Raw genomic sequence first — 18922 nt, 5'->3', positions numbered from 1 at the left:
CACGCGTTGTCCGGTGTTCGTCAACCCACTTCAGGGTAGTAAAAGGTGATGATCAGTCAAAGAATCTGCCCGCCGGCTGCCGGTGGGACGGACCATGTCGGTCGGTGGCGACCGGCGACGTCCCGGGATCGCTGCGGGGTCCGCGCCGGCCTCCTTGCCCTGGTGAGGAGATGACCTCCTTCCGCGCCAGGGAACGCCGCATGATGGGAGAGATCGACGATCTGGCGGCAGCGAAGCTCCCGCTGGAGCAGTTCTTCCGGCAGCTCCTCACCGTCCTCGGGCCCGCTCTCGGCTCCGAAGCGGGCTGCCTGCACGGGGCCGATCCGGTCACCGGCTTCCTGACCTCCACGGTTGCCGAGGGCCTGCAGCCGACCGCCTTCGAGCACGCCATAAGGCTGGAGATGTGGTCCGACGACACGACCCGGTTCGTCGACATCCGGGCCGCCGGCCGGGTCGTCGAGACCGTCCACCGCGCCACCGGTGGCCGCCCCGAACGCAGCGTGCGCTACCGGGAGTTGCTCTCCGAGTACGGACTGGGCGACGAGCTGCGGATGAACTTCGACGTCGGCGGCGGGCGGTGGGGAGCCGCCGCGCTGATGCGCGCGGCCGGATCGGCGCCTTTCGGGGCGAGCGAGCAGCGACTGGCCGAACGGGCCGCCCGGGCCGTGGCCGTCGCCCTGCGCGACTACGCGCTGCCCGCCGCGGGCACCCCTGACGGGCAGGACGGCCGAGCGGATCCGCAGGACGGACCGTACTGGCTCGCGGTCGCCGTCATCGGTCCCACCGGGCAGCTCACCTCCGCGGACGCCGGGGCGCGACAGCTGTTCGAGGAGCTCGCCGAGGGGCAGTACCGTCCCGCCGGAGTGCCGACCGCGCTGGTCTACCTCTCCGAGCGGGCCCGCACCCACGCGGCCTCCGCCGCCCACGCCTGGACCCGGCTGCGCCGCCCCAACGGCCAGTGGGTCGCCGTCCACGCCTCCCTGCTCGACCAGGGCCCGCGGGGCAGCGTCGCCCTGGTCGCGCAGCCCGCGAGCCCGGTCGACGTCATTCCGCTGTCCCTGCTGGCACACCGCTTCTCCCCCCGGGAGCAGGAGGTGGTCCTGCAGGCGGTACGGGGCCTGAGCACCAGGGACATAGCCCGCCGGCTCTTCCTGAGCCCGGCCACCGTCCAGGACCACCTGAAGTCGGCCTTCACCAAGACCGGCGTACGGAGCCGCCGCGAACTCGTCGCGCTCCTCGCCGCCCCGTACACCGCCGGACTCGGTCGCCCCCCGGTCTGACGCCCCGGCCCGGCCGGCCCCGCCCGATCGTGCGCGCCGCGCCCCCGACCTCCCGCCCCAGGGGACGCGTCCCGCCCCCGACCTCCCGCCCAGGGGTGCGGCGCGGCCCCGGGGCGGCAGGCGGAGTCCCAGGTCACCGACCTGGGACTCCGCTGCGGACCCGGCCGCTAGGCCGTCTCCCTATCACACGGGGGAGGACGTCGAGCCCCCCGCAAACCTGGGATGCCCCCGGTCGCCGCCGGATGGGAAGGTCTCTCCCGGTGCGGCCCCCGCGACGGGGGCCGCACCGCGGTCATGACACCTTCCCGGCAGAGGAGTCCCTGTCCCGTGCCAAGCGGACCTCACCCCGGAGTCACCGCCGACCGGCGGGACTCCCGCCCCGCCTCGCGTCCTGCCTCGCGTCCTGCCGAGCAGCCCCGGACGCCGGAGCGCCCGGCCGTCCGGCGTCGACCGGCGGCCACCGGTCGACATCAGTTCCAGGGGTTGGCCTGCTGGTCGTTGATGGCGGTCCAGAACCGGGCGTTGGGGGCGATGTTGCCGTACGCCCAGAAGCTCCAGCCGCCGACGTACTCCAGGTTCGGGCCGTAGCGGCCGTCGTGGAACTCGGCCTGGCGCCAGCCGATGCCGAAGGACGCCTGGCAGACGCTGTTCGCGGCGGCCTGGCTGTTCAGGCGCGAGCCCTTCACCGGCTGGCTGAGCGCGACGGTGCCGCCGGCCCAGCCGTTGTAGAAGCCGATGCTGATGCCGTCCGGTGCCGGGCTGCCGTCCACGTTGATGCAGAGGACCGGCAGTGACACGGACGGAAGGGTGTCGCCGTTGTACGGGTCGCTCGGCGTCGAGTGCGCCGGACCGCCGACCTGGACGGTCCCCTCGGGGCCGCTCGCGAGCACCTGCCAGGTCATGCCCTTGTGGGTGGCCGGCCCGGCGGCGGCCTGCGCGGTGCTCGCCGAGAGGGGCACGAGGGCCAGGCCGACCGCGACGGCCAGGGCGGCGGCCTGCTTGATGCGCTTCATCCGACTGCTCCTTGGAAGTGGGGGAGTGGGCCCCGGTGCGGGGCCGGTGGGAGAAGACTTCCAACCGGACGCACAGAGCCGGCACGGCCCCGTCATGGAACGGTCACGAGCTTCGAAGCCGGCCGGTCGGTCCGACCCCGGCCAGTCACTGGAGGGGAACGTGGAGTTCAGGATTCTCGGGCCGCTGGAAGTCTGGACCGACGACGGCAGGCGGGCCAGGACGGAAGGGGCCAAGCAGGAGCGGATGCTCGGCACCCTGCTGCTCAACGCCGGGGCCGTGGTTCCGGTGACCCGCCTGGTCGACGCGGTCTGGGGCGACGAACCGCCCGCCACGGCCCGCCGCCAGGTGCGGAACCTCGCCGGGCTGCTGCGGCGCAAGCTCGCCGCCGCCCAGGACGGGCCGCCGGTGCTGCTGACCGACGGCCCGGGCTACCGGATCGCACCGAACGGCCACCGGGTGGACGCCCTGACCTTCGCCCACCGGGTGTCGGTGGCGCGCCGACTGGCCGAGTGCGACGAACCCGCGGCGGCCGTGGCGGAGTTCCGGGCGGCGCTGGGCCTGTGGCGCGGCCCGGTGCTGGACGGGCTGTCCGGCGGTCTGCCGGCCGCCGGTTCGGTGGCGCTGAACGAACTGCGGCTCACCGCCTGGGAGAACTGCCTGGACCTGGAGGCCGAGCTCGGCCGGCACCGGCAGATCGTCCCGGAGCTGACCGCGCTGGTCGCCGAACACCCGCTCCGGGACCGCTTCGTGACGCAGCTCGTGCGGGCCCTGCACCGGGCGGGACGACAGGCCGACGGACTCGCCGCCTACCGCCGCTTCGCGCGACAGCTGGCCGATGAACTCGGACTCGACCCCGGACCGGAACTCCGGCTCCTGCACCAGGAGTTGCTGAAGGACGGACCCGCCCCGGCTGCCCACCCGCCCCGCACCCGGCAGTCGCCGCGGCATTCGCACCCCGTACCCAGGCCCGCCCAACTGCCGCCCGCGCTGGCCACCTTCGTCGGCCGGAGGGCCGAACTCGGTGCCCTGGACGGCCTCGTCGGGCCTGCCGGGCCGACCGGATCATCCGGCCCGGCAGGCCCGGCCCGCCCGGCTGCCGCCGTCGGCATCGGTGTGCTGACCGGCGGCGCCGGGACGGGCAAGACCGCGCTCGCCGTGCACTGGGCCCACCGCGTCCGCGAGCGCTTCCCCGACGGCCAGCTCCACATCGACCTGCGCGGATACGCGCTCGGCCCGCCGCTGGCCCCGTACGAGGCGCTGTCCCGCTTCCTGCGGGCCCTCGGCACCGACCGCGACCGGATACCCGGCACCATCGACGAGAGTGCCGCCCTGTACCGGTCGCTGCTCGCCGACCGCCGGGTACTGGTGCTGCTCGACAACGCCCGCAACGCCGAGCAGGTCCGCCCGCTGCTGCCCGGCTCGGTGGGCTCGCTGACCCTGGTGACCGGTCGGGACGGGCTGGCCGGGCTCACCGCCCGCGACGGCGCCCGGCGGCTGGTGCTCGACGTCCTGCCCCCGCCCGAGGCCGTCGAACTGCTCGCCCGGATCACGGGCGCCGACCGCACCCGCGCCGAACCCCACGCCGCCGCCGAACTCGCCGCCGCCTGCGGTCACCTGCCGCTCGCCCTCGGCATCGCCGCGGGCCGCCTCGCGGAACGGCCCCACCGCACCCTGGTGGAGCACGCCGCCGAACTGCGCAATGCGGAGGACCGCCTCACCGCGCTCCAGATCGACGGCGACACCACCTCCGCCGTCCGGCTCGCCTTCGACCTCTCCTACCGCGCCCTGCGACCCACCGCCCAACGGCTCTTCCGACTGCTCGGCCTGGCCCCCGGCGCCACCATCAGCGCGGCCGCGGCCGCCGCGCTCTCCGGTTCGGCCCCCGCCGCGACCAGACCGGTGCTCGAAGAGCTCGTCGCCGCCCATCTGCTCAACCCCGCCGGGCCGGACCACTACCGCCTGCCCGACCTGGTGCGCTGCTACGCCGCCGAACGCGCCGGCGCCGAAACCGGTCCCGCCCACCGCGCGGCCGCCCGGGCACGCCTCTGTTCGTGGTACCTGCACCGCACGGAGGCGGCGGCCCGACTGCTCGCCCCGCGGCGCCCATGCCTCCCGCTCAGTGCCCCTGGCCCGTGGTACGAGCCACCGGGCTTCACCACGCCCGCCCAGGCGCGGCAGTGGTGCGAGAGGGAGTACGCGCATCTTTCGGAGACCGTCCGGCGCGCCGCCGAGCACGGCTTCGACGGCCGCGCCTGGCGGCTGCCCGTGGCGCTCTGGCGCCACTTCCGGGCCGGCCCGGACCTGGCGGACTGGACGGAGGCGGCCCGGTCGGCGGTCGCCGCGGCCCGCCGGACCGGCGACCCCGCCGGCGAGGCCCACGCCCGGGACGACCCGGCCGCCGCCCCGAGCGCGCGGGGCCGACAGGTCGGTCCGGCACTGGATCCTGCAAGGCCCGGCGTCCGATAGCGTGTTCCCCTCGTGCTCTTCGGTGGCCTGACGCCGGTGGCTGTCCGCCGAGGGCCGGACGGAAGATCTGGCCGGCCCTCACCCGATGAGTGGAAGAAGGAAGTGTTGCGCCACGACCCTTCCAGTGCCGTCCCGTTCGACCGCCTGGTGGCCGCCGTCGGGGAGTCCCGAACGGCCAGGACCGGCGATCGGCCGTCCGGGATCCGGTGGGTGACCGGGGAGTCGAACGGGCAGCGCCACGACCGGCCCGTCATCGAGGACTGACAAACCGCCGGACCACCTGACCCGCATTCCGTGGGAGCGGGAGTGTTCCGTTCGGACCGTGACCTGGCCGGAGTTCGACGAACCTCGGCCATCGTCACCCCGGAACAGTCCGTGCCGACCTCGCCACCGTGACCGACCGGGGACCCGGGACCGGGTCGGGCGCCGTCGAAGCGCACCGCGAGAGGGACGGCTCCATGACGACGACGGTGGCGCAGGCTCGGTCGCCCGCCGACGCCCGCCCCGGTACTGACCGGTCGGCACGGGCCCACCCCGCCCGAACCGGCGGCCGCGTCGCGTCGCGCCGCGCCGTCGCCCCGGGCCGCGTACCGCACCGGTTGTCGCGAAGCCTTGACAGTCCGTCACTGGAGGGAAACGCTGGGTGCTGCACTCCAGGGACGTGAGGGGCACGGCATGCCATGGGTTGACGAGAGCGGGCGCCACCAGGGTTTCCCGGCGGCGGTCCTGGCGGACGGTGGCGAGCCGGCGCCGTTGCCGGACGGGCGCACCACCTGGTGGCTCTACAACGGTGCGGACGGTCCTCGGGCCACCGCGGTACGTGGTGCTTGCAGCTGCGGCTGGCGGGGTGAGCGGGTGCACCGGTTGGACTTCGGGGACGACGCGGCGACCGAGGCGGTGGGCGAGGAGACCGGGCCGTTCGCGGACTGGGAGTGGCACGTCGACCTGGCCGAGGGGGTGGTGCCGCACGAGGTCGAGCAGCTGGTCGCGGCGTTGGTGGACCGGATCTGCGACCTGACGGAGAGCAGGCCGTACGCCGCCGCCCGCGCCGCCGCCCGGTTCGAGCGGGCCGCGGGATCCACCGCGCTGCTTGCCGGTCGCAGGGCCCGCGGCAACCTGATGACCTGGGAGTACATCGGCCGCGCCTTCGGCTGCGGGCCGGAGGAGGCGCGGGAGCGGTTCGGCGAGACACTGCCCGGCCTCGAACAGGGCGACGAGGGCCGGTAGCCCCACGAGTGGCCGGGGGTGTCGGCCCTGCTTCGGCTTGCGGGGAGTCCGGCCGATCCGGGAATGCCGTTGCGCGAGGCGGCCGGCGCCGGGTTCGGTCGGCGCCGGCCGCTGTCGTGGCTGTTGAGGCGAGGTGTCCCGTGCCTTCGGCCGGGCGGACGGACAGCGGGACGGAGGAGCAGTGGGACGGGGGTACGGCGGGTCGGCGGTCGTGCGGCGGGATGCGCCGGTTCCCGGCCCCCGGGCCGCCCTCGGGGTCAGGAGGCGTCGACGAGGAGGCGGCCGTCCGTCGGCGTGAGGGTGGCGGTGCGGCCGGCGTAGGCGGAGTCGACCCGGGCCCGTTCGGTGGCGTCGGGCACGGCGTTCCTGCAGCTGGTGCCGGCGCTGGAGCCCGACATCAGCTGGGAGCAGGGGCCGGGCTTGGTGTCCGGGAGCCCGAGGGTGTGGCCGATCTCGTGGGCCGCGATGCGGGTCTTGTCGTGGCCCTCGGTGACGGCCTGACTGCCGAGTTCCACCCTGGCCTGGCCGCCCGGGCGGACCGGGCCCAAGGTGGCCTGCGGCCAGCCGCTGGTGGCGACGATCTGGATCTCGGCCCGGGTGCCGGGCTGGGCCGGGACCAGCTTGACGTTGCGGGCGTTGGAGTTCCAGGAGGCGACCCCGGCCGTGACGGCGGCCTCCCAGCCGGGGGCCCGGGTGGCGTCGTAGCGCAGTGTGGTCACGGCGGCAGCGGCTGTCGGCGCGAGGGTGGGCACGGCCTGCGCGGTGGGGGCCAGGAGCAGGGTGACGGCCGCGGCGGTCCCGGCTGCGGCGAACCACTTCGAGTGGAGCATGGTCGTCCTTTCGTGGGGGCGGTCTCCGGGGGCGGGGAGACGGTGGTGCGGACGCTGGGCGCCACCGTCCGGAGCGAGGAGGGGCTCGCAAATGACGGTGAACCGTCAAGTCAATCGACGGAGGACGGGCGGGTGTTACGTCCGTTTCCGTCAATGGCGGCGAAGTGCGATGACCGCGGATGAACCCCGTGCTCCGACCAGCTCCGGACGGTCCGGCCCGCGCTGAGCGGCACCGGGTGCGGGCCGAGGCCCGCACCCGGCCGTTACGGGTGCCGGTCAGGCTCCGGCGGTGGCCAGTCGGAGGTGGCGGCGGGCGGCCGCCTCGACCGGGTCCAGGACCGGTACGGCGGCCAGCAGGCCCTTGGTGTAAGGGTGTTGGGGGGAGTCGTAGACCGTGTCGGCGTCGCCCTGCTCCACGATCCGTCCGGACTGCATCACGGCGACCCGGTCGCTCACCTGTCGGACCACGGCGAGGTCGTGGGCGACGAAGATCAGTGCGAGGCCGAGGTCGCGCTGCAACGTGCCGAGCAACTCGACCACTTGGGCCTGGGTGGTGACATCCAGGGCGGAGACCGGTTCGTCGCAGACGATCAGCCGGGGCTCCGGAGCCAGGGCCCGGGCGATGCCGACCCGTTGCCGCTGTCCGCCGGAGAACTCGTGCGGGTACCGGTGGTACCAGTCGGGGTCCAGGCCCACGCGTTCGAGGAGCTCGCCGACCCGGGTGCGGATCCGGCGCTCGTCGGTTCCGCCGGCGATGCGCAGCGGGTCGGCGACGGACTCCCCGATGCTGCGGCGCGGGTTGAGCGAGGAGACCGGGTCCTGGAAGACCATCTGCAACTCCTGCCGGATCGGGCGGAGTTCCTTCTCCTCGAGTGCCCCGATGTCCCGGCCGCGGTAGTGGAGCCGGCCGCCGGTCGGTTCCAGCAGGCGGACCAGCATTCGTCCGAGTGTGGTCTTGCCCGAGCCGGACTCGCCGACGACGCCCAGCGTCTCGCCGGCCCGCACGGTGAGCGAGACGCCGTCCACGGCGGTGACGGGGGCGGCGCGCCGGCCGAGGCTGCCGCGGCCGGCGAACTCCTTGCGCAGGTCGGTGGCTTCGAGCAGCAGGTCGCCGGTCCCGGTCGGCCCGATCGGCTTGGAGAGCCCGGTCGGCCCGGTCGGTTCGACCAGTGGTTGCGGGGTGCGCGGCGCACGCGCCGCGTCGACCCGCGGCACCGCCGCCAGCAGCGTCCGGGTGTACGGCTCGCGCGGGGTGCCCAGCACCTCGGCGACCGGGCCGTGCTCGACCGCCCGGCCGTCCTTCATCACCAGCACCCGGTCGACGCTCCCGGCGACCACGCCCAGGTCGTGGGTCACCAGGACCAGTCCGGCCCCGGTCTCGGCCCGCAACTCGTGCAGCAGGTCCAGCACCTGGGCCTGCACGGTGACGTCCAGCGCGGTGGTCGGCTCGTCGGCGACCAGCAGTCGCGGCTCGCAGGCCAGGGCCATCGCGATCAGCACCCGCTGGCGCATGCCGCCGCTGAACTCGTGCGGCCGTGCGCGCGAGCGCCGCGCCGCGTCGGGGATGCCGACCCGGTCGAGCACCTCGACGGCCCGCGTCCGCGCGGCCCGGCGGGAGACCTCCCGGTGGACCCGCACGACCTCGGCGATCTGGTCGCCCACCGCGTAGTACGGGTCGAGCGCGGAGAGCGGGTCCTGGAACACCATGGCGGCCAGTCCGCCGCGCAGGCGCCGGAGTTCGGTACTCCCGGCGGTGACGGCGTCGACGCCGGCGACACGGACGGAACCGCCGATCCGGGCGCCGGTGCCGCGGTGGAGGCCGAGCAGACCGTAGGCGACGGTGCTCTTTCCGGAGCCGGACTCGCCGACGATGCCGAGGGCCTGCCCGGCCTCCAGCGTGAAGCCGACGCCGTCGACGGCCCGTACGTGGCCGTCGCCGACCGGGAAGTCGACGACCAGGTCCCGGACGTCCACCAGGGGTTCGGGGCTCATGTCAGGACCACCCTTCGGTCGGTCACCGCGTAGAGCACGTCCGCGACGACGTTGGCGAGGACCACGCAGAACCCGGTGACGAGGGTCAGGCCGACGACGGTCGGCAGGTCGATCAGGCCGACCGAGGTGACCAGCAGTTTGCCGAGCCCCGCGAGACCGAAGAGCGACTCGGTCAGCACGGCGGACCCGAACATGGTCCCCAGGTCGATGGCGGTGAGCGTGATCACCGGAGCGAGCGCGCCGCGCAGCGCGTGCCGGGTCACCAGGCGCCGCTCACTGACGCCGTACGCCCGGAAGGTCCGGATGTGGTCGTCGGCGAGCGCCTCCAGCATGGAGGAGCGGGTGAGCCGGGCGTACTTGGCGCACTCGATGAGTGCGAGCGAGACCCAGGGCAGCAGCAGGCCCCAGAACCACTGCTGGGGATCCTCGGTGAGCGGGACGTAGCTCGGGAACGGCAGCCACTGGAGCTGGGCGCAGAGGACGATGAGCAGCACCAGGCCGATGACGAAGACCGGCACGGAGCTGCCGGCCAGCGTCAGCCCGGTCAGCAGGCGCTCGCTGAGCCGGCCGCGGCGCAGGGCCGAGACCAGGCCGGTGCCGACGCCGAGGACCAGCCAGAGCACCATCGCGCCGAGTGCGAGCGAGGCCGTCACCGGGAGCCGGGCAGTGATCATGTCGGTGACCTGCTCACCGCTCCGGTAGGAGACGCCCAGGCAGGGAGCGGGGCAGTGCAGCAGGCCGGTGCCGGCGCTGAAGTCCCGCCCGGCGACGATGCCCTGGAGGAAACGGGCGTACTGGAGGTGGAGCGGTGCGTCGAGGCCCAGCCGTTCGCGCACCTGGGCGACCTGGGCGGGGCTGCACTTCTCGCCGCAGGCGAGCTGGGCGGGGTCGCCGGGGGCGATGTAGAAGACCGCGTAGACGAGCAGGGAGAGGGCCAGCAGGACACCGAGCATGCCGATGGCCTTGCGGAGCAGGAAGCGGGTCATGCGGTGGCCTCCTCGGGGGCGGACGGCGGGCCGGGGCGGGCCGCGTTCGGCGGACCCGGGCGGGACGCGTCCGACGGCCCCGGGCGGTCGGACGACGACGGGCCGGGCTCCGGTGCGGGCCCGTCCGTCGTCGGACCGGCGCTGCCGCGTGCCGTGCCGACCCGCAGCCGGGAGGCCGCGCGGGGGTCGAGCTCGGTCCGGACGGCGTCGCCGAGCACGGTGAAGGAGAGCACCGTGACGAACAGCAGCGCGGACGGCAGCAGCACGTACATCGGGTCGGCGCGGAACCAGGTGGTCGCGCCGGAGAGCATCTGCCCCCAGGACGAGGTCGGCGGCTTGACGCCCACACCGAGGAACGACAGCCCGGCCTCGGCGATCACGTTGGACGGCAGCAGTACCGCCGCGTAGGTGATGACCGGCGCGGCGAGCGAGGGCAGCAGCTCCCGGCGGGCGATCCGCCAGCGGCTCGCGCCGGCCAGTCGGGCCGCGGCCACGTAGTCGAGCTGCCGGAGGCTGAGCGTCTGCGCCCGGACCAGCCGGGAGGTGCCGGCCCAGCCGAGCAGCCCGATGACGAGGGTCAGCAGGAGCGGTCGCGGGAAGCCGGAGGGCACCACCGCCATCAGCGAGATGGCGAAGACGAGCGAGGGCAGCGCGAGCATCACCTCGGTGGTGTTGCCGATCAGTTGGTCGAGCACCCGGCTGCCGAGACCGGCGGCGAGGCCGAGCAGGACGCCGAGCGTGACCTGGACGAAGGTGGCGCCGACGGCGACGAGCAGCGAGATCCGGGCACCGTGGACGAGCCGGGCGAAGACGTCCCGCCCCGTACCGGGCTCGACGCCCAGCCAGTGCTCGGCGCCGACTCCGCCGAAGGAACCGGTGGGCACCCCGCCGGCCGCCGAGTCGAGCAGGTCGTTGTGGTAGCCGGTGGGGTCCTGGCCCTCGAGTGCGCTGAGCAGCGGCGCCGCCACCGCGACCAGGGCGAGCAGGAGGATGACGAGGCCGGCGGCGACGGCGGCGCGCCGCGCGAGCAGCCGCCGCCACACCTGCCGTCCCCCGGGGGCCGGGGAGGCCGTGAGGACCTCCCCGGCGCCGGGCTTCTGTGGAGTCATGGTTGTCAGACCGATCCGTCCGAGCCGTCCGCTACTTGACCGCGACCTGGGAGATGTCCAGCACGCCGGTCCAGTCGCTGATCACGATGTTGCGGACGTCCTTGCCGGCGAGCCGCTTGTAGACGGGGTGGTACAGCGGGACGGTGAGGGCCTGCTCGCCGATCCGCTTGTCCAGGGCGCCCCACCGCTTGGCGGCCTCGGCGTGGTCGGTGATCGCGTTGATCCGGTCGATCTCGTCGTTCACCGAAGGGTCGTCCAGCTGCGCGGAGTTGAAGTTGTAGCCGTCGGTGACGATCTGCCGGCCGTCGAAGATCGGTGCGAGGAACGGGCCGCCGGACGGCCAGTCGGCGCCCCAGGTGGCGAGGAAGAGGCCGGGTTCGGTGCTGACGGTGTGGACGGTCTTGGAGTACCGGGTGGAGTCCAGGGACTCCAGCTGGACGGTGATCCCGGCCGCCTTCAGACCGTCCTGGACGGCGGTGGCGAGGTCCGGGCCGTTGCCCTTGCCCGTGACGCTGGAGTGGGTGAGCGTGATGGTCAGGCCGTCCGGGTAACCGGCTTCCCTCAGCGCCTCCTTGGCCTTCTCCGGGTTGCCGGTGGCACCGGCCGGGAACGGGTCGTACGGCGTGTGGCCGAAGGTTTCCTGGGTCGGCAGGTAGGTGGTGGCGGCCTCGGCGAGCGAGGAGCCGCCGGCCGCGTTGACGACCGAGGTGCGGTTGATCGCGTAGGCCACGGCCTGGCGCACCTTGGGGTTGTCGAAGGGCTTCACCTTGGGGTTGAACGCCAGGTAGTTGACGAAGCCGAAGTGGCCGGTGCCGACCCGCGCGGCGAGGGCCTTGTCGTCCTTCACCTGGGCGAGTTCGGAGGGGCCGAGGTTGGTGTCGGTGGTGACGGCGGCCGCGTCGGCCCCGGTGCCGGCGGTCAGCCGCTGGTTGATCACCGCGGCGTCGAGACCGGACTGCACGTCGACGGTCTCCGGGTACGCCTTGCGCTGGTCGTCGGTCGCCGAGGACCAGTTGGGGTTGCGCTCGAGGACGAGGTGCGCGCCGTCGTTCTCGTTCTTGACCACCCGGTAGGGGCCGGAGGAGACGGGGTGCTCCTGGTACTTCGCCCCGGTGTCCTTGGCCTTGGGGACGGGCGCGAACTGCGTCTGGGTCGCCAGGTAGGGGAAGTCGCCCTCGGGCTTGTTGAGGCGGAAGACGATCGTCCTCTCGTCCGGTGTCTCGATGGCGTCCAGGGTGCGGCCGTCCTTGTACGGGCCCTGGTAGTCGGCGGCACCGATCAGCCAGTCCCTCAGGAACGGTGCCCCACCGGAGAGTTCGGGGGCGAATGACCTTTCGATGCCGTACTTGATATCGGCGGTGGTGATCGGCGAACCGTCCTCGAACTTCAGGCCGTCCTTGAGGCGGTACGTCCACACGGTGGCACCTTCGGAGGGGGTGCCGGTGTCGGTGGCGAGGTCGGGGACGACCTTGGCGCCGGCCGGACCGTCGGCCCGGTTGCGGGTGGTGAGGGTGCGGAAGACCAGGGACGGGACGTTGCCGCCGCCGGAGGTGTAGAGCCGCGCGGGGTCGAACTGCTCCTGCGGGTTCTGGTTGAGGACGGTGAGGGTGCCGCCCCGCTGGGGAGCGGCGTCCTTGCCGGTGCCACCGTCGCCGTCGGCCTTCGGGCCGCACGCCGCCAGTCCGACGACGAGTGCGACGGTGACGGTCGCCGCGGCGAGGTGGCGGAGGGGAAGGGTGGTTCGAGACATCGGAAAGGGGGCCTTTCGCTACCGGTGGTGAACGGAGGAAGGCGGGCGACAGTGAGGCTTTGACGGGAGAGAGCGGCACCGCGCCCGCAGGAAGGGGCGACGCCCCGAGGCGGCGATCATCGCAACGCGTCGGGACAGGCGGATTCAGCGACAGAGATTGTCGGAAACGCAGTGCGCGGCCACGCCGATCAGCGCCAGCTCGATGGCGGCGCGCTCGGTGGGGTGGCGGTCGGACATGCCGAGAACACTGTAGGACGATAAGAGAAATGTCAAAGTCCCCCGACGCTTCCCACCTGCGGCGGAGGATTTCCGCGCCCGGCGCGGGAAGGCCCCGAGGAGCAGGGGGAAAGCACGGGGGACGAACGGGTGAACCCGGGTGGACCGCCCTTGCGGGAAGGTCCGCGGGACGGTTCGGGGGTCAGCGTTCCTCACGGAAGTCGACATGCCGGCGGGCGACGGGGTCGTACTTGCGCAGGACCAGCCGGTCGGGGTCGTTGCGGCGGTTCTTGCGGGTCACGTACGTGCAGCCGGTACCGGCGGTGGAGCGGAGCTTGATGATCGGGCGCAGTTCGTTGCGGGCCACGGGGCCCTCCTCCTCGGTCGAGTGGGAGCGACTGTAGCAAATGAAATCCATTTTCATCTAGGCTAGTGTGAGCGAGCACCCGGGGCCGACGTGCCCGATGGGGCCGCCGTTCTGTCCTCGCACCCGCCCAATGGAGCAGCCCATGTCCGCACACTGCCAACTGACCGGCCGGAAGCCGGGGTTCGGCAACACGATCTCGCACTCGCACCGCCGCACCGCGCGCCGTTTCGGCCCCAACATCCAGCGCAGGCGCTACTGGCTGCCCAGTGAGGGCCGGTACGTCCGGCTCGCGCTCAGTGCCAAGGGGATCAAGACCGTCGACGTGATCGGCGTCGAGGCCGCCGTCGCCCGGATCCGGGCCCGGGGGGAGAAGGTCTGATGGCCGAGCTGGGCAAGATCGTCAGGATCAATCTGCGCGCCATGGCCCACGCCGGACGGCTGCCCGGCGCACGGAGGTCCGGCCGGTGAGCGCGATGCCCGAACACCTCAGGCTCCCCGTCGTGGTGGTGGCCGGCCTGCATCGCGCCGAACGGCGGCGCGCCGTCAGGGAGTTGATGGAACACGCCGTCGACGGCGTGGTCCTCCACCACGACCTGCGCGACGCCTCGCGCCGAACGGTCCACCGCGAACTCCGCGACGCCGACGGGACCGTAGCGGTGGCTGACGTGCCACTGAGCAACGGCTGCTCCTGCTGCGCCCTGCGCGAGGACCTGCTGCCGGAGCTGCTGCGCCTGGCCGAGAGTGGCCGGCACGGGCTGGCGGTGGTGGAGTTGTGGGGCGGCAGCGACCCGCAGCCGGCGGTCGAGGTGATCGCGAACGGCGAGGTGAACGGTCGCCCGACGGCGGACGTCGTCGAACTCGCCGGTGTGGTCGTCGCGGTGGACCCGGACCGGCTGCTGGGCGAGCTCTCCGTCCCGGACGAGCTGGCCGAGCACGGCGAGCACACGTCGCCGGACGACACCCGCACCCGCGCCGGGGCCCTGGCCCACCAGATCGAGTACGCCACGACCCTCGCGGTCGCCCGTGGCAGCGGGACCGGCCTCGCGATGCTGCGCCAACTGCACCCCACCGCGCGGCGGGTCCTGCTCGGGACCGGTGAGCTGGTGCGCGCGGCTCTGGGCGGCTTCGACGTGGCCGCTGCCCGCGACCGGGTGGATCCCGCCCTCGCGCTGCTGCCGCAGCAGGCCGACGAGGCGGGCGTGACCACCCTGGTGTGGGAACGGCGGCGTCCGTTGCACCCGGGTCGGCTGTACGAGGCACTGGAACTGCTCGTCCCGGCCGCCCAGCGCAGCCGCGGCCGTTTCTGGCTGGCCAGCCGGCCCGAGCTGATGCTCGGCTGGGACTGCGCCGGTGCGAACCTCGCCGTCGAGGACTGCGGCCCGTGGCTGGCCGGACTTCCGGACGCCGCCTGGGAGCGCTGCCCGCCCGCCCGGCGGGCCGCCGCGGCCCTCGACTGGCATCCGGCACACGGTGACCGGATCCAGCAACTCGTCTTCACGGCCGAGGGGCTGGACGTCGACGGGATCACCGGACTGCTCGAATCCTGCCTGCTCACCGATGCCGAACTGGCGGCGGGGGAGGCCGGCTGGAAGAACCTGCCCGACGCTTTCGAGGACCTGCTCGAACCCGCCCCCTGACCGGAAAGAAGCGGTTCCGGCCGCGAGATCTCCCTTCCGCCCACACCTCGCCCACCCGACAGGAGCCCGACATGGCCGTACCCAAGCGCAGGACGTCCCGCAGCAACACCCGCCACCGCCGGTCGCGGTGGAAGGCCGCGGCCCCGCAGCTCGTCCCGATCACCGTCGACGGGCGCGCGCAACTGGTGCCGCGCAACCTCGTCAACGCCTGTCGGCGAGGGTTGCTGGAGCCGTGAGACCACGAGGAGCCGCAGTCCGGGAACTGCGGCTCCTCGCCACGGATTCCGGGCCGGTCGCGGAAGGCCGGTCCGGCCCCGTCGCGGCGGTCATCGGTGGTCACCGGTGTCAGCCGGGGTCGTGACCTGCCCGGCTGCTCAGGGCGCCGCCGAGGAGCAGGGCCGCGGTGACCGCCGCGAGCGGGACGGTCCAGGAGCCGGTCGCGCCGTGGAGGCCGGCGGCGAGGGCCGGGCCGGTGGCGGCGATGAGGTAGCCGCACGTCTGGGCCATGGTCGACAGGGCGGCGACGTGGTCGTGGTCGGTGCCCCGGCGGGCGTAGAGCACACCCGGGAGGGCCTGTCCGGCGCCCAGACCGATGCCGAGGACGGCCGCCCACAGGGCCGGGAGCCCCGTCGGCGCGAGCATCAGTCCGGTGAACCCGGTGGCACAGACCAGGACGGTGCCCAGGATGTGGGGGCGCTGGTCGGCGCGGGGGGCGGCCAGCACGGGGGCGAGGAATCCGCCCACGGCCACGCCGAGGATGAGGACGGCCTGGCAGGTTCCGGCGGCCGTCCGGCCGGTGCCGGAGGCGATGAGGACGGAGGGCAGCCAGGCGAGCGCCGTGTAGAAGGCGAGGGTCTGGATGCCGAAGAAGGCCGTCAGGCTCCACGCCAGCCCGGTGCGCGCCACATGCGGGCGTGCTGCGGTCGTTGCGTCCGCCGGGCTCGCGGGCCGGGGTCCGGGCCGGTGGACGCGGACCTGCGGGGCGATTCCCACCACCGCGAGCACGGCCGGTACGACGGCGATGCCGACCGCGAGCTGCCAGGAGCCTCCGGAGGCCTGGGCGACGGGCGCGACCAGGGCCGCGACGATCGCCGAGCCGACGCCCATGGACAGCGCGTAGACGCCCATCATGGTGCCGACGTGCCGGTGGGAGAAGCGGGTCCGGACGAAGACCGGCACGAGGACGTTGACGATCGCCGTGGCGAGGCTGACGACGACGGTTCCGGCGTACAGGCCCGGCATCCCGAGCATGCGCAGGACCGCACCGGCGACCAGGACGACGCCGGCCCACAGCAGGCCGCGCTCCTCGCCGAGCCGGCGCCGCACCAGCGGGGCGAGCGGTGCGAACAGGCCCATGCACAGAGGGGGAAGCAGGCCCAGCACGGTCACCGTGGCGGAGCCGAAGTGGGCGACCGGGGCCAGTGGTCCGATCTGCCCGAACGCGACCCGGGTGTTCAGGCTCAACAGCACGAAGCCGACGACGAGCAGCACGCCCGCCGCGGGCGCGGGGTGGCCGGTGCCGGTGGGGGCGGGAGGTGCGGGCTTTGCGGTGGTGGTTCCGGCGGCGGGCCCGGTGGCTGGTCCGGCGGGTGGTCCGACGGCTGGTCCGGCGGGTGTTCCGGCGGAGGAGGAGACCGGCACGGGACTGTCCTGCCCTTCGACGTGGAGTTAGGATGCCCTTACCTTTCACGCTCAAGTGCGCTTGAGCGCAAGCCCCGAAGCCGCCCCGGAGGCACGATGGAGCAGCAACTGTTCTCGATCACCGCGGTGGCCGAGGCGTTCGGCCTGTCCGTGCCCGCGCTGCGCTACTACGAGGAGCGTGGTCTGGTCGGCCCCGCCGCCCGGCGCGGGCGGGTGCGCTACTACGACCACGCCGGTCTGCAGCGGCTCGCGTACGCCCAGCTGTGGCACGACGACGGCCTGATGCCGATCGCCGACACCGCCGCCGTACTGGAGAGCGAGCGCGTCGAGGACCGGCGCGCCCTGATCACCGAGCAGCGGGACGAGATGCTGGCACGGATCCGCCGGCTCACCCGGGCCGCCGCCGTCCTGGAACACATGCTGGACTGCCGTACCGACCGCCCGCTGGACTGCCCGATGACCGGCGCCTACATCCGCGCCCGGGTCGACGCAGCCCTCAGCGGCACGGAGTTCACGGACGACTTCCTGCCCCAGCACCCCGACGAGCAGCGGCCGCGCCCTGCGAAGTCCCGCCGTCGACCGCCGGCGGAATGACCGGCGGAATGACCGGAGGAACGAGCGGACCGGGTGGGGGCGGCAATTCCGCACGCCCCGAAAGGTCCGGTCGCAGGTCGTACATCGTGCGAATTCTTCGGACTTTCTCCTTTTCCTGCCCATGATTTGATGGCTCGTCACCATTGGCCGAGCGACCGTGGACACCAGGCGGAGGAATGCGAGGAACGATGAGAGTGCCGGCGACATCGCCTGCCGAGGGCGACCGGCTCCGGCCGGGGCCGACGGCGGGAACCACGGAGCCGACCCGGGAACTGCCCGGGGCGGGAGGGCCGGTATGTCGATGAACCGACGGGCCGACGTCCCGCCCGGCGCCCTGGCCGCGGCCTGGCAGGAGCCTGCGGCGCGGGCCGCGTACGCCGAGGAGGTCCTGGCCGGGCTGCCGCCCGCGCGCGAGCGCTCGTCCGAGCAGCGGGCCCGGCTCGACGCGGCCGTGGAGGAGGCGCGGCTGGCCCGCAGCGGCTTCCTCGCCGAGCACGCCGGGGCCGTCTACGACGCGCTGACCGACGGCTCGAAGGTGCGCTTGTGGCTGGACGAGCTGGTGCGGGCCGCGGCCGGGATGTTCCCCGGACTGGTGCCCACCGACGCCCAGATGAGCAGCGAGCGGGCACTCGCGCAGGAGGAGAAGGAGGGACGGGAGATCGACCAGGCGATCTTCTTCTCCGCGGTGCTGCGGCAGCCGCGGGCCGGTGCCCACCTACTGGAGTCCCAGCTGCGCCCCAGGCCGCAGGCGCTCGACCTGCTGGCGGAGTTCACCGCCCAGGGCGCGGTGGACCTGGGGTCGCTCACGGTCGAGCGGGTCGGCGAGGCCGCGTTCGTGACGGTCACCAACCCCGGTAGCCTCAACGCCGAGGACGACGAACTGATCGCGGCCATGGACGTGGCCGTGGACCTGGTGCTGCTCGACGACGGGGTGAAGGTCGGCGTCCTGCGGGGCGGCGAGATGACGCACCCGAAGTACCGGGGACGCCGGGTCTTCAGCGCGGGCATCAACCTCGTCCACCTGAGTCAGGGGCGGATCTCCTACGTGGACTTCCTGCTCCGGCGCGAACTGGGCTGCATCAGCAAGATCCAGCGCGGTCTGCTGCTGCCGGGGGAGCCCGGCCGGCCCGCCCGGACGGTGCAGAAGCCGTGGATCGCGGCGGTCGACACCTTCGCCATCGGCGGCGGCATGCAACTGCTGCTCGTCTTCGACCGGGTCATCGCCGCCTCGGACTCCTTCTTCAGTCTGCCGGCCGCGCAGGAGGGCATCATCCCCGGGGCAGGCAATCTGCGCCTGCCGCGCATCGCCGGGAACCGGGTGGCCCGGCAGGTCATCCTCTCCGGCCGGCGGATCAGGGCCACCGATCCGGACGCGCGGCTGATCTGCGACGAGGTCGTCGACCCCGCGGACATGGACGCGGCCGTCGGCGCTGCCGTCGCGGAACTCGCGGCACCCGCGGTGGTCGCCAACCGCGCCATGCTCAACCTCGCCGAGGAGCCGCCGGAGGTCTTCCGCGCCTACATGGCGGAGTTCGCCCTCCAGCAGGGCCTGCGGCTCTACGCGAAGGACGTCATGGAGAAGACCACGAAGTTCGGCGCCAGGACATGACCGGGTCGTTCGCCGGGCACCTGACGCGGCCGCTCTCCCCGGACCCGCACGACGAGCTGCGCGGCGGCGTCCTCGCCGGGCCGGGGACCGCACGGCCCGGCGGCCACCCGTCCGAGCACACCGTGCGGCGACCGCTGTTCCTTCCACGATCGCCCTTCCGGAGGAAAGACATGGCCGATCGCACGGACCCTGTGGCGGAACAGC

The 18922-nt window shown here is 73.6% G+C and carries 18 protein-coding genes; 9 read left to right on the top strand and 9 right to left on the bottom strand.

Translation table 11 applies throughout. The features are described from left to right. Window positions 1-170 precede the first annotated feature (170 nt). Window positions 171-1280, top strand: a complete 1110-nt coding sequence (locus tag BLU95_RS03975; RefSeq protein WP_231978266.1) for a helix-turn-helix transcriptional regulator — start codon at window positions 171-173, stop codon at window positions 1278-1280. Between the two features lie 470 nt (window positions 1281-1750). On the opposite strand, the gene BLU95_RS42095 is transcribed toward BLU95_RS03975, so the two are convergent. Continuing rightward, complete coding sequence (locus tag BLU95_RS42095) at window positions 1751-2293, bottom strand: flagellar hook-length control protein (RefSeq protein WP_159424761.1); 543 nt, start codon at window positions 2291-2293, stop codon at window positions 1751-1753. Window positions 2294-2453: 160 nt separating this feature from the next. Here BLU95_RS42095 and BLU95_RS03965 point away from each other — a divergent pair, with 160 nt between their 5' ends. The 3 genes from BLU95_RS03965 to BLU95_RS03960 all read left to right on the top strand — a co-directional run bounded on the left by BLU95_RS03965 (window position 2454) and on the right by BLU95_RS03960 (window position 5987). Then, window positions 2454-4760, top strand: a complete 2307-nt coding sequence (locus BLU95_RS03965) for an AfsR/SARP family transcriptional regulator (RefSeq protein WP_159424760.1) — start codon at window positions 2454-2456, stop codon at window positions 4758-4760. Between the two features lie 105 nt (window positions 4761-4865). Beyond that, window positions 4866-5024, top strand: a complete 159-nt coding sequence (locus BLU95_RS42090) for a hypothetical protein (protein ID WP_159424759.1) — start codon at window positions 4866-4868, stop codon at window positions 5022-5024. Between the two features lie 411 nt (window positions 5025-5435). Further along, the gene (locus tag BLU95_RS03960; RefSeq protein ID WP_159424758.1) at window positions 5436-5987 is read left to right on the top strand and encodes a hypothetical protein; all 552 of its coding nucleotides are present in this window, start codon (window positions 5436-5438) and stop codon (window positions 5985-5987) included. A gap of 257 nt (window positions 5988-6244) precedes the next feature. Here BLU95_RS03960 and BLU95_RS03955 read toward each other — a convergent pair whose 3' ends face one another. From BLU95_RS03955 to rpmG, 7 genes are all read right to left on the bottom strand, one after another. After that, window positions 6245-6817 (bottom strand): snapalysin family zinc-dependent metalloprotease, encoded by a 573-nt coding sequence (locus BLU95_RS03955; RefSeq protein ID WP_093858712.1) that lies wholly within the window; start codon window positions 6815-6817, stop codon window positions 6245-6247. A 276-nt stretch (window positions 6818-7093) separates the two neighbouring features. Next, window positions 7094-8809, bottom strand: coding sequence for an ABC transporter ATP-binding protein (locus tag BLU95_RS03950; RefSeq protein ID WP_093858711.1), 1716 nt, complete (start codon window positions 8807-8809; stop codon window positions 7094-7096). Then, window positions 8806-9795 carry an ABC transporter permease gene (locus BLU95_RS03945; RefSeq protein ID WP_093858710.1) on the bottom strand — a complete coding sequence of 330 codons (990 nt, stop codon included), beginning with the start codon at window positions 9793-9795 and terminating at the stop codon, window positions 8806-8808. Before BLU95_RS03945 ends, BLU95_RS03950 begins: the two co-directional genes overlap by 4 nt. Next, a complete protein-coding gene (locus BLU95_RS03940) occupies window positions 9792-10904 on the bottom strand; it encodes an ABC transporter permease (protein WP_093858709.1) in 1113 nt (370 codons plus the stop codon). The genes BLU95_RS03945 and BLU95_RS03940 overlap by 4 nt, the downstream gene beginning before the upstream one ends. A gap of 31 nt (window positions 10905-10935) precedes the next feature. Further along, window positions 10936-12654, bottom strand: coding sequence for an ABC transporter substrate-binding protein (locus tag BLU95_RS03935; protein ID WP_093858708.1), 1719 nt, complete (start codon window positions 12652-12654; stop codon window positions 10936-10938). Between the two features lie 144 nt (window positions 12655-12798). Then, window positions 12799-12891, bottom strand: coding sequence for an Ms4533A family Cys-rich leader peptide (locus BLU95_RS45480; RefSeq protein ID WP_353653537.1), 93 nt, complete (start codon window positions 12889-12891; stop codon window positions 12799-12801). Between the two features lie 181 nt (window positions 12892-13072). Next, window positions 13073-13237 carry a 50S ribosomal protein L33 gene (gene rpmG / locus BLU95_RS03930; protein WP_093858707.1) on the bottom strand — a complete coding sequence of 55 codons (165 nt, stop codon included), beginning with the start codon at window positions 13235-13237 and terminating at the stop codon, window positions 13073-13075. Between the two features lie 142 nt (window positions 13238-13379). Between rpmG and rpmB the strand changes: the two genes are divergently transcribed. The 3 genes from rpmB (at window position 13380) to rpmF (ending at window position 15110) form a co-directional block, all read left to right on the top strand. Further along, entirely contained in the window at window positions 13380-13616 is a 237-nt protein-coding gene (gene rpmB, locus BLU95_RS03925) for a 50S ribosomal protein L28 (protein WP_093858706.1), read from the top strand. A gap of 94 nt (window positions 13617-13710) precedes the next feature. After that, the gene (locus BLU95_RS03920) at window positions 13711-14874 is read left to right on the top strand and encodes a CobW family GTP-binding protein (RefSeq protein WP_093864623.1); all 1164 of its coding nucleotides are present in this window, start codon (window positions 13711-13713) and stop codon (window positions 14872-14874) included. Between the two features lie 71 nt (window positions 14875-14945). After that, on the top strand, window positions 14946-15110 hold the full coding sequence (gene rpmF / locus BLU95_RS03915; RefSeq protein WP_093858705.1) for a 50S ribosomal protein L32: 165 nt from the start codon (window positions 14946-14948) through the stop codon (window positions 15108-15110). A 109-nt stretch (window positions 15111-15219) separates the two neighbouring features. Here the strand turns inward: rpmF and BLU95_RS03910 are convergent, their stop codons facing one another. Next, a complete protein-coding gene (locus BLU95_RS03910; protein WP_093858704.1) occupies window positions 15220-16515 on the bottom strand; it encodes an MFS transporter in 1296 nt (431 codons plus the stop codon). Between the two features lie 96 nt (window positions 16516-16611). Here BLU95_RS03910 and BLU95_RS03905 point away from each other — a divergent pair, with 96 nt between their 5' ends. Further along, a complete protein-coding gene (locus BLU95_RS03905) occupies window positions 16612-17109 on the top strand; it encodes a MerR family transcriptional regulator (protein ID WP_093858703.1) in 498 nt (165 codons plus the stop codon). A gap of 295 nt (window positions 17110-17404) precedes the next feature. Next, window positions 17405-18718: a (3,5-dihydroxyphenyl)acetyl-CoA 1,2-dioxygenase DpgC gene (dpgC, locus tag BLU95_RS03900; protein ID WP_093858702.1), complete on the top strand. Its 1314-nt coding sequence runs from the start codon at window positions 17405-17407 to the stop codon at window positions 18716-18718. The last annotated feature ends 204 nt before the right edge of the window (window positions 18719-18922 follow it).

It is taken from the genome of Streptomyces sp. TLI_053 (genome assembly GCF_900105395.1).
Classification (GTDB): Bacteria; Actinomycetota; Actinomycetes; order Streptomycetales; family Streptomycetaceae; genus Kitasatospora.
Note: the sequence above shows the minus strand (reverse complement) of the source record. Positions and strands in the feature narration are given on the sequence as shown.

Coding starts and splice junctions, on each gene's coding strand:
- BLU95_RS03975 (WP_231978266.1), top strand. CDS start 171: ATGACCTCCTTCCGCGCCAGGGAACGCCGCATGATGGGAGAGATCGAC.
- BLU95_RS42095 (WP_159424761.1), bottom strand. CDS start 2,293: ATGAAGCGCATCAAGCAGGCCGCCGCCCTGGCCGTCGCGGTCGGCCTG.
- BLU95_RS03960 (WP_159424758.1), top strand. CDS start 5,436: ATGCCATGGGTTGACGAGAGCGGGCGCCACCAGGGTTTCCCGGCGGCG.
- BLU95_RS03955 (WP_093858712.1), bottom strand. CDS start 6,817: ATGCTCCACTCGAAGTGGTTCGCCGCAGCCGGGACCGCCGCGGCCGTC.
- BLU95_RS03950 (WP_093858711.1), bottom strand. CDS start 8,809: ATGAGCCCCGAACCCCTGGTGGACGTCCGGGACCTGGTCGTCGACTTC.
- BLU95_RS03945 (WP_093858710.1), bottom strand. CDS start 9,795: ATGACCCGCTTCCTGCTCCGCAAGGCCATCGGCATGCTCGGTGTCCTG.
- BLU95_RS03940 (WP_093858709.1), bottom strand. CDS start 10,904: ATGACTCCACAGAAGCCCGGCGCCGGGGAGGTCCTCACGGCCTCCCCG.
- BLU95_RS03935 (WP_093858708.1), bottom strand. CDS start 12,654: ATGTCTCGAACCACCCTTCCCCTCCGCCACCTCGCCGCGGCGACCGTC.
- BLU95_RS45480 (WP_353653537.1), bottom strand. CDS start 12,891: ATGTCCGACCGCCACCCCACCGAGCGCGCCGCCATCGAGCTGGCGCTG.
- rpmB (WP_093858706.1), top strand. CDS start 13,380: ATGTCCGCACACTGCCAACTGACCGGCCGGAAGCCGGGGTTCGGCAAC.
- BLU95_RS03920 (WP_093864623.1), top strand. CDS start 13,711: ATGCCCGAACACCTCAGGCTCCCCGTCGTGGTGGTGGCCGGCCTGCAT.
- rpmF (WP_093858705.1), top strand. CDS start 14,946: ATGGCCGTACCCAAGCGCAGGACGTCCCGCAGCAACACCCGCCACCGC.
- BLU95_RS03905 (WP_093858703.1), top strand. CDS start 16,612: ATGGAGCAGCAACTGTTCTCGATCACCGCGGTGGCCGAGGCGTTCGGC.
- dpgC (WP_093858702.1), top strand. CDS start 17,405: ATGTCGATGAACCGACGGGCCGACGTCCCGCCCGGCGCCCTGGCCGCG.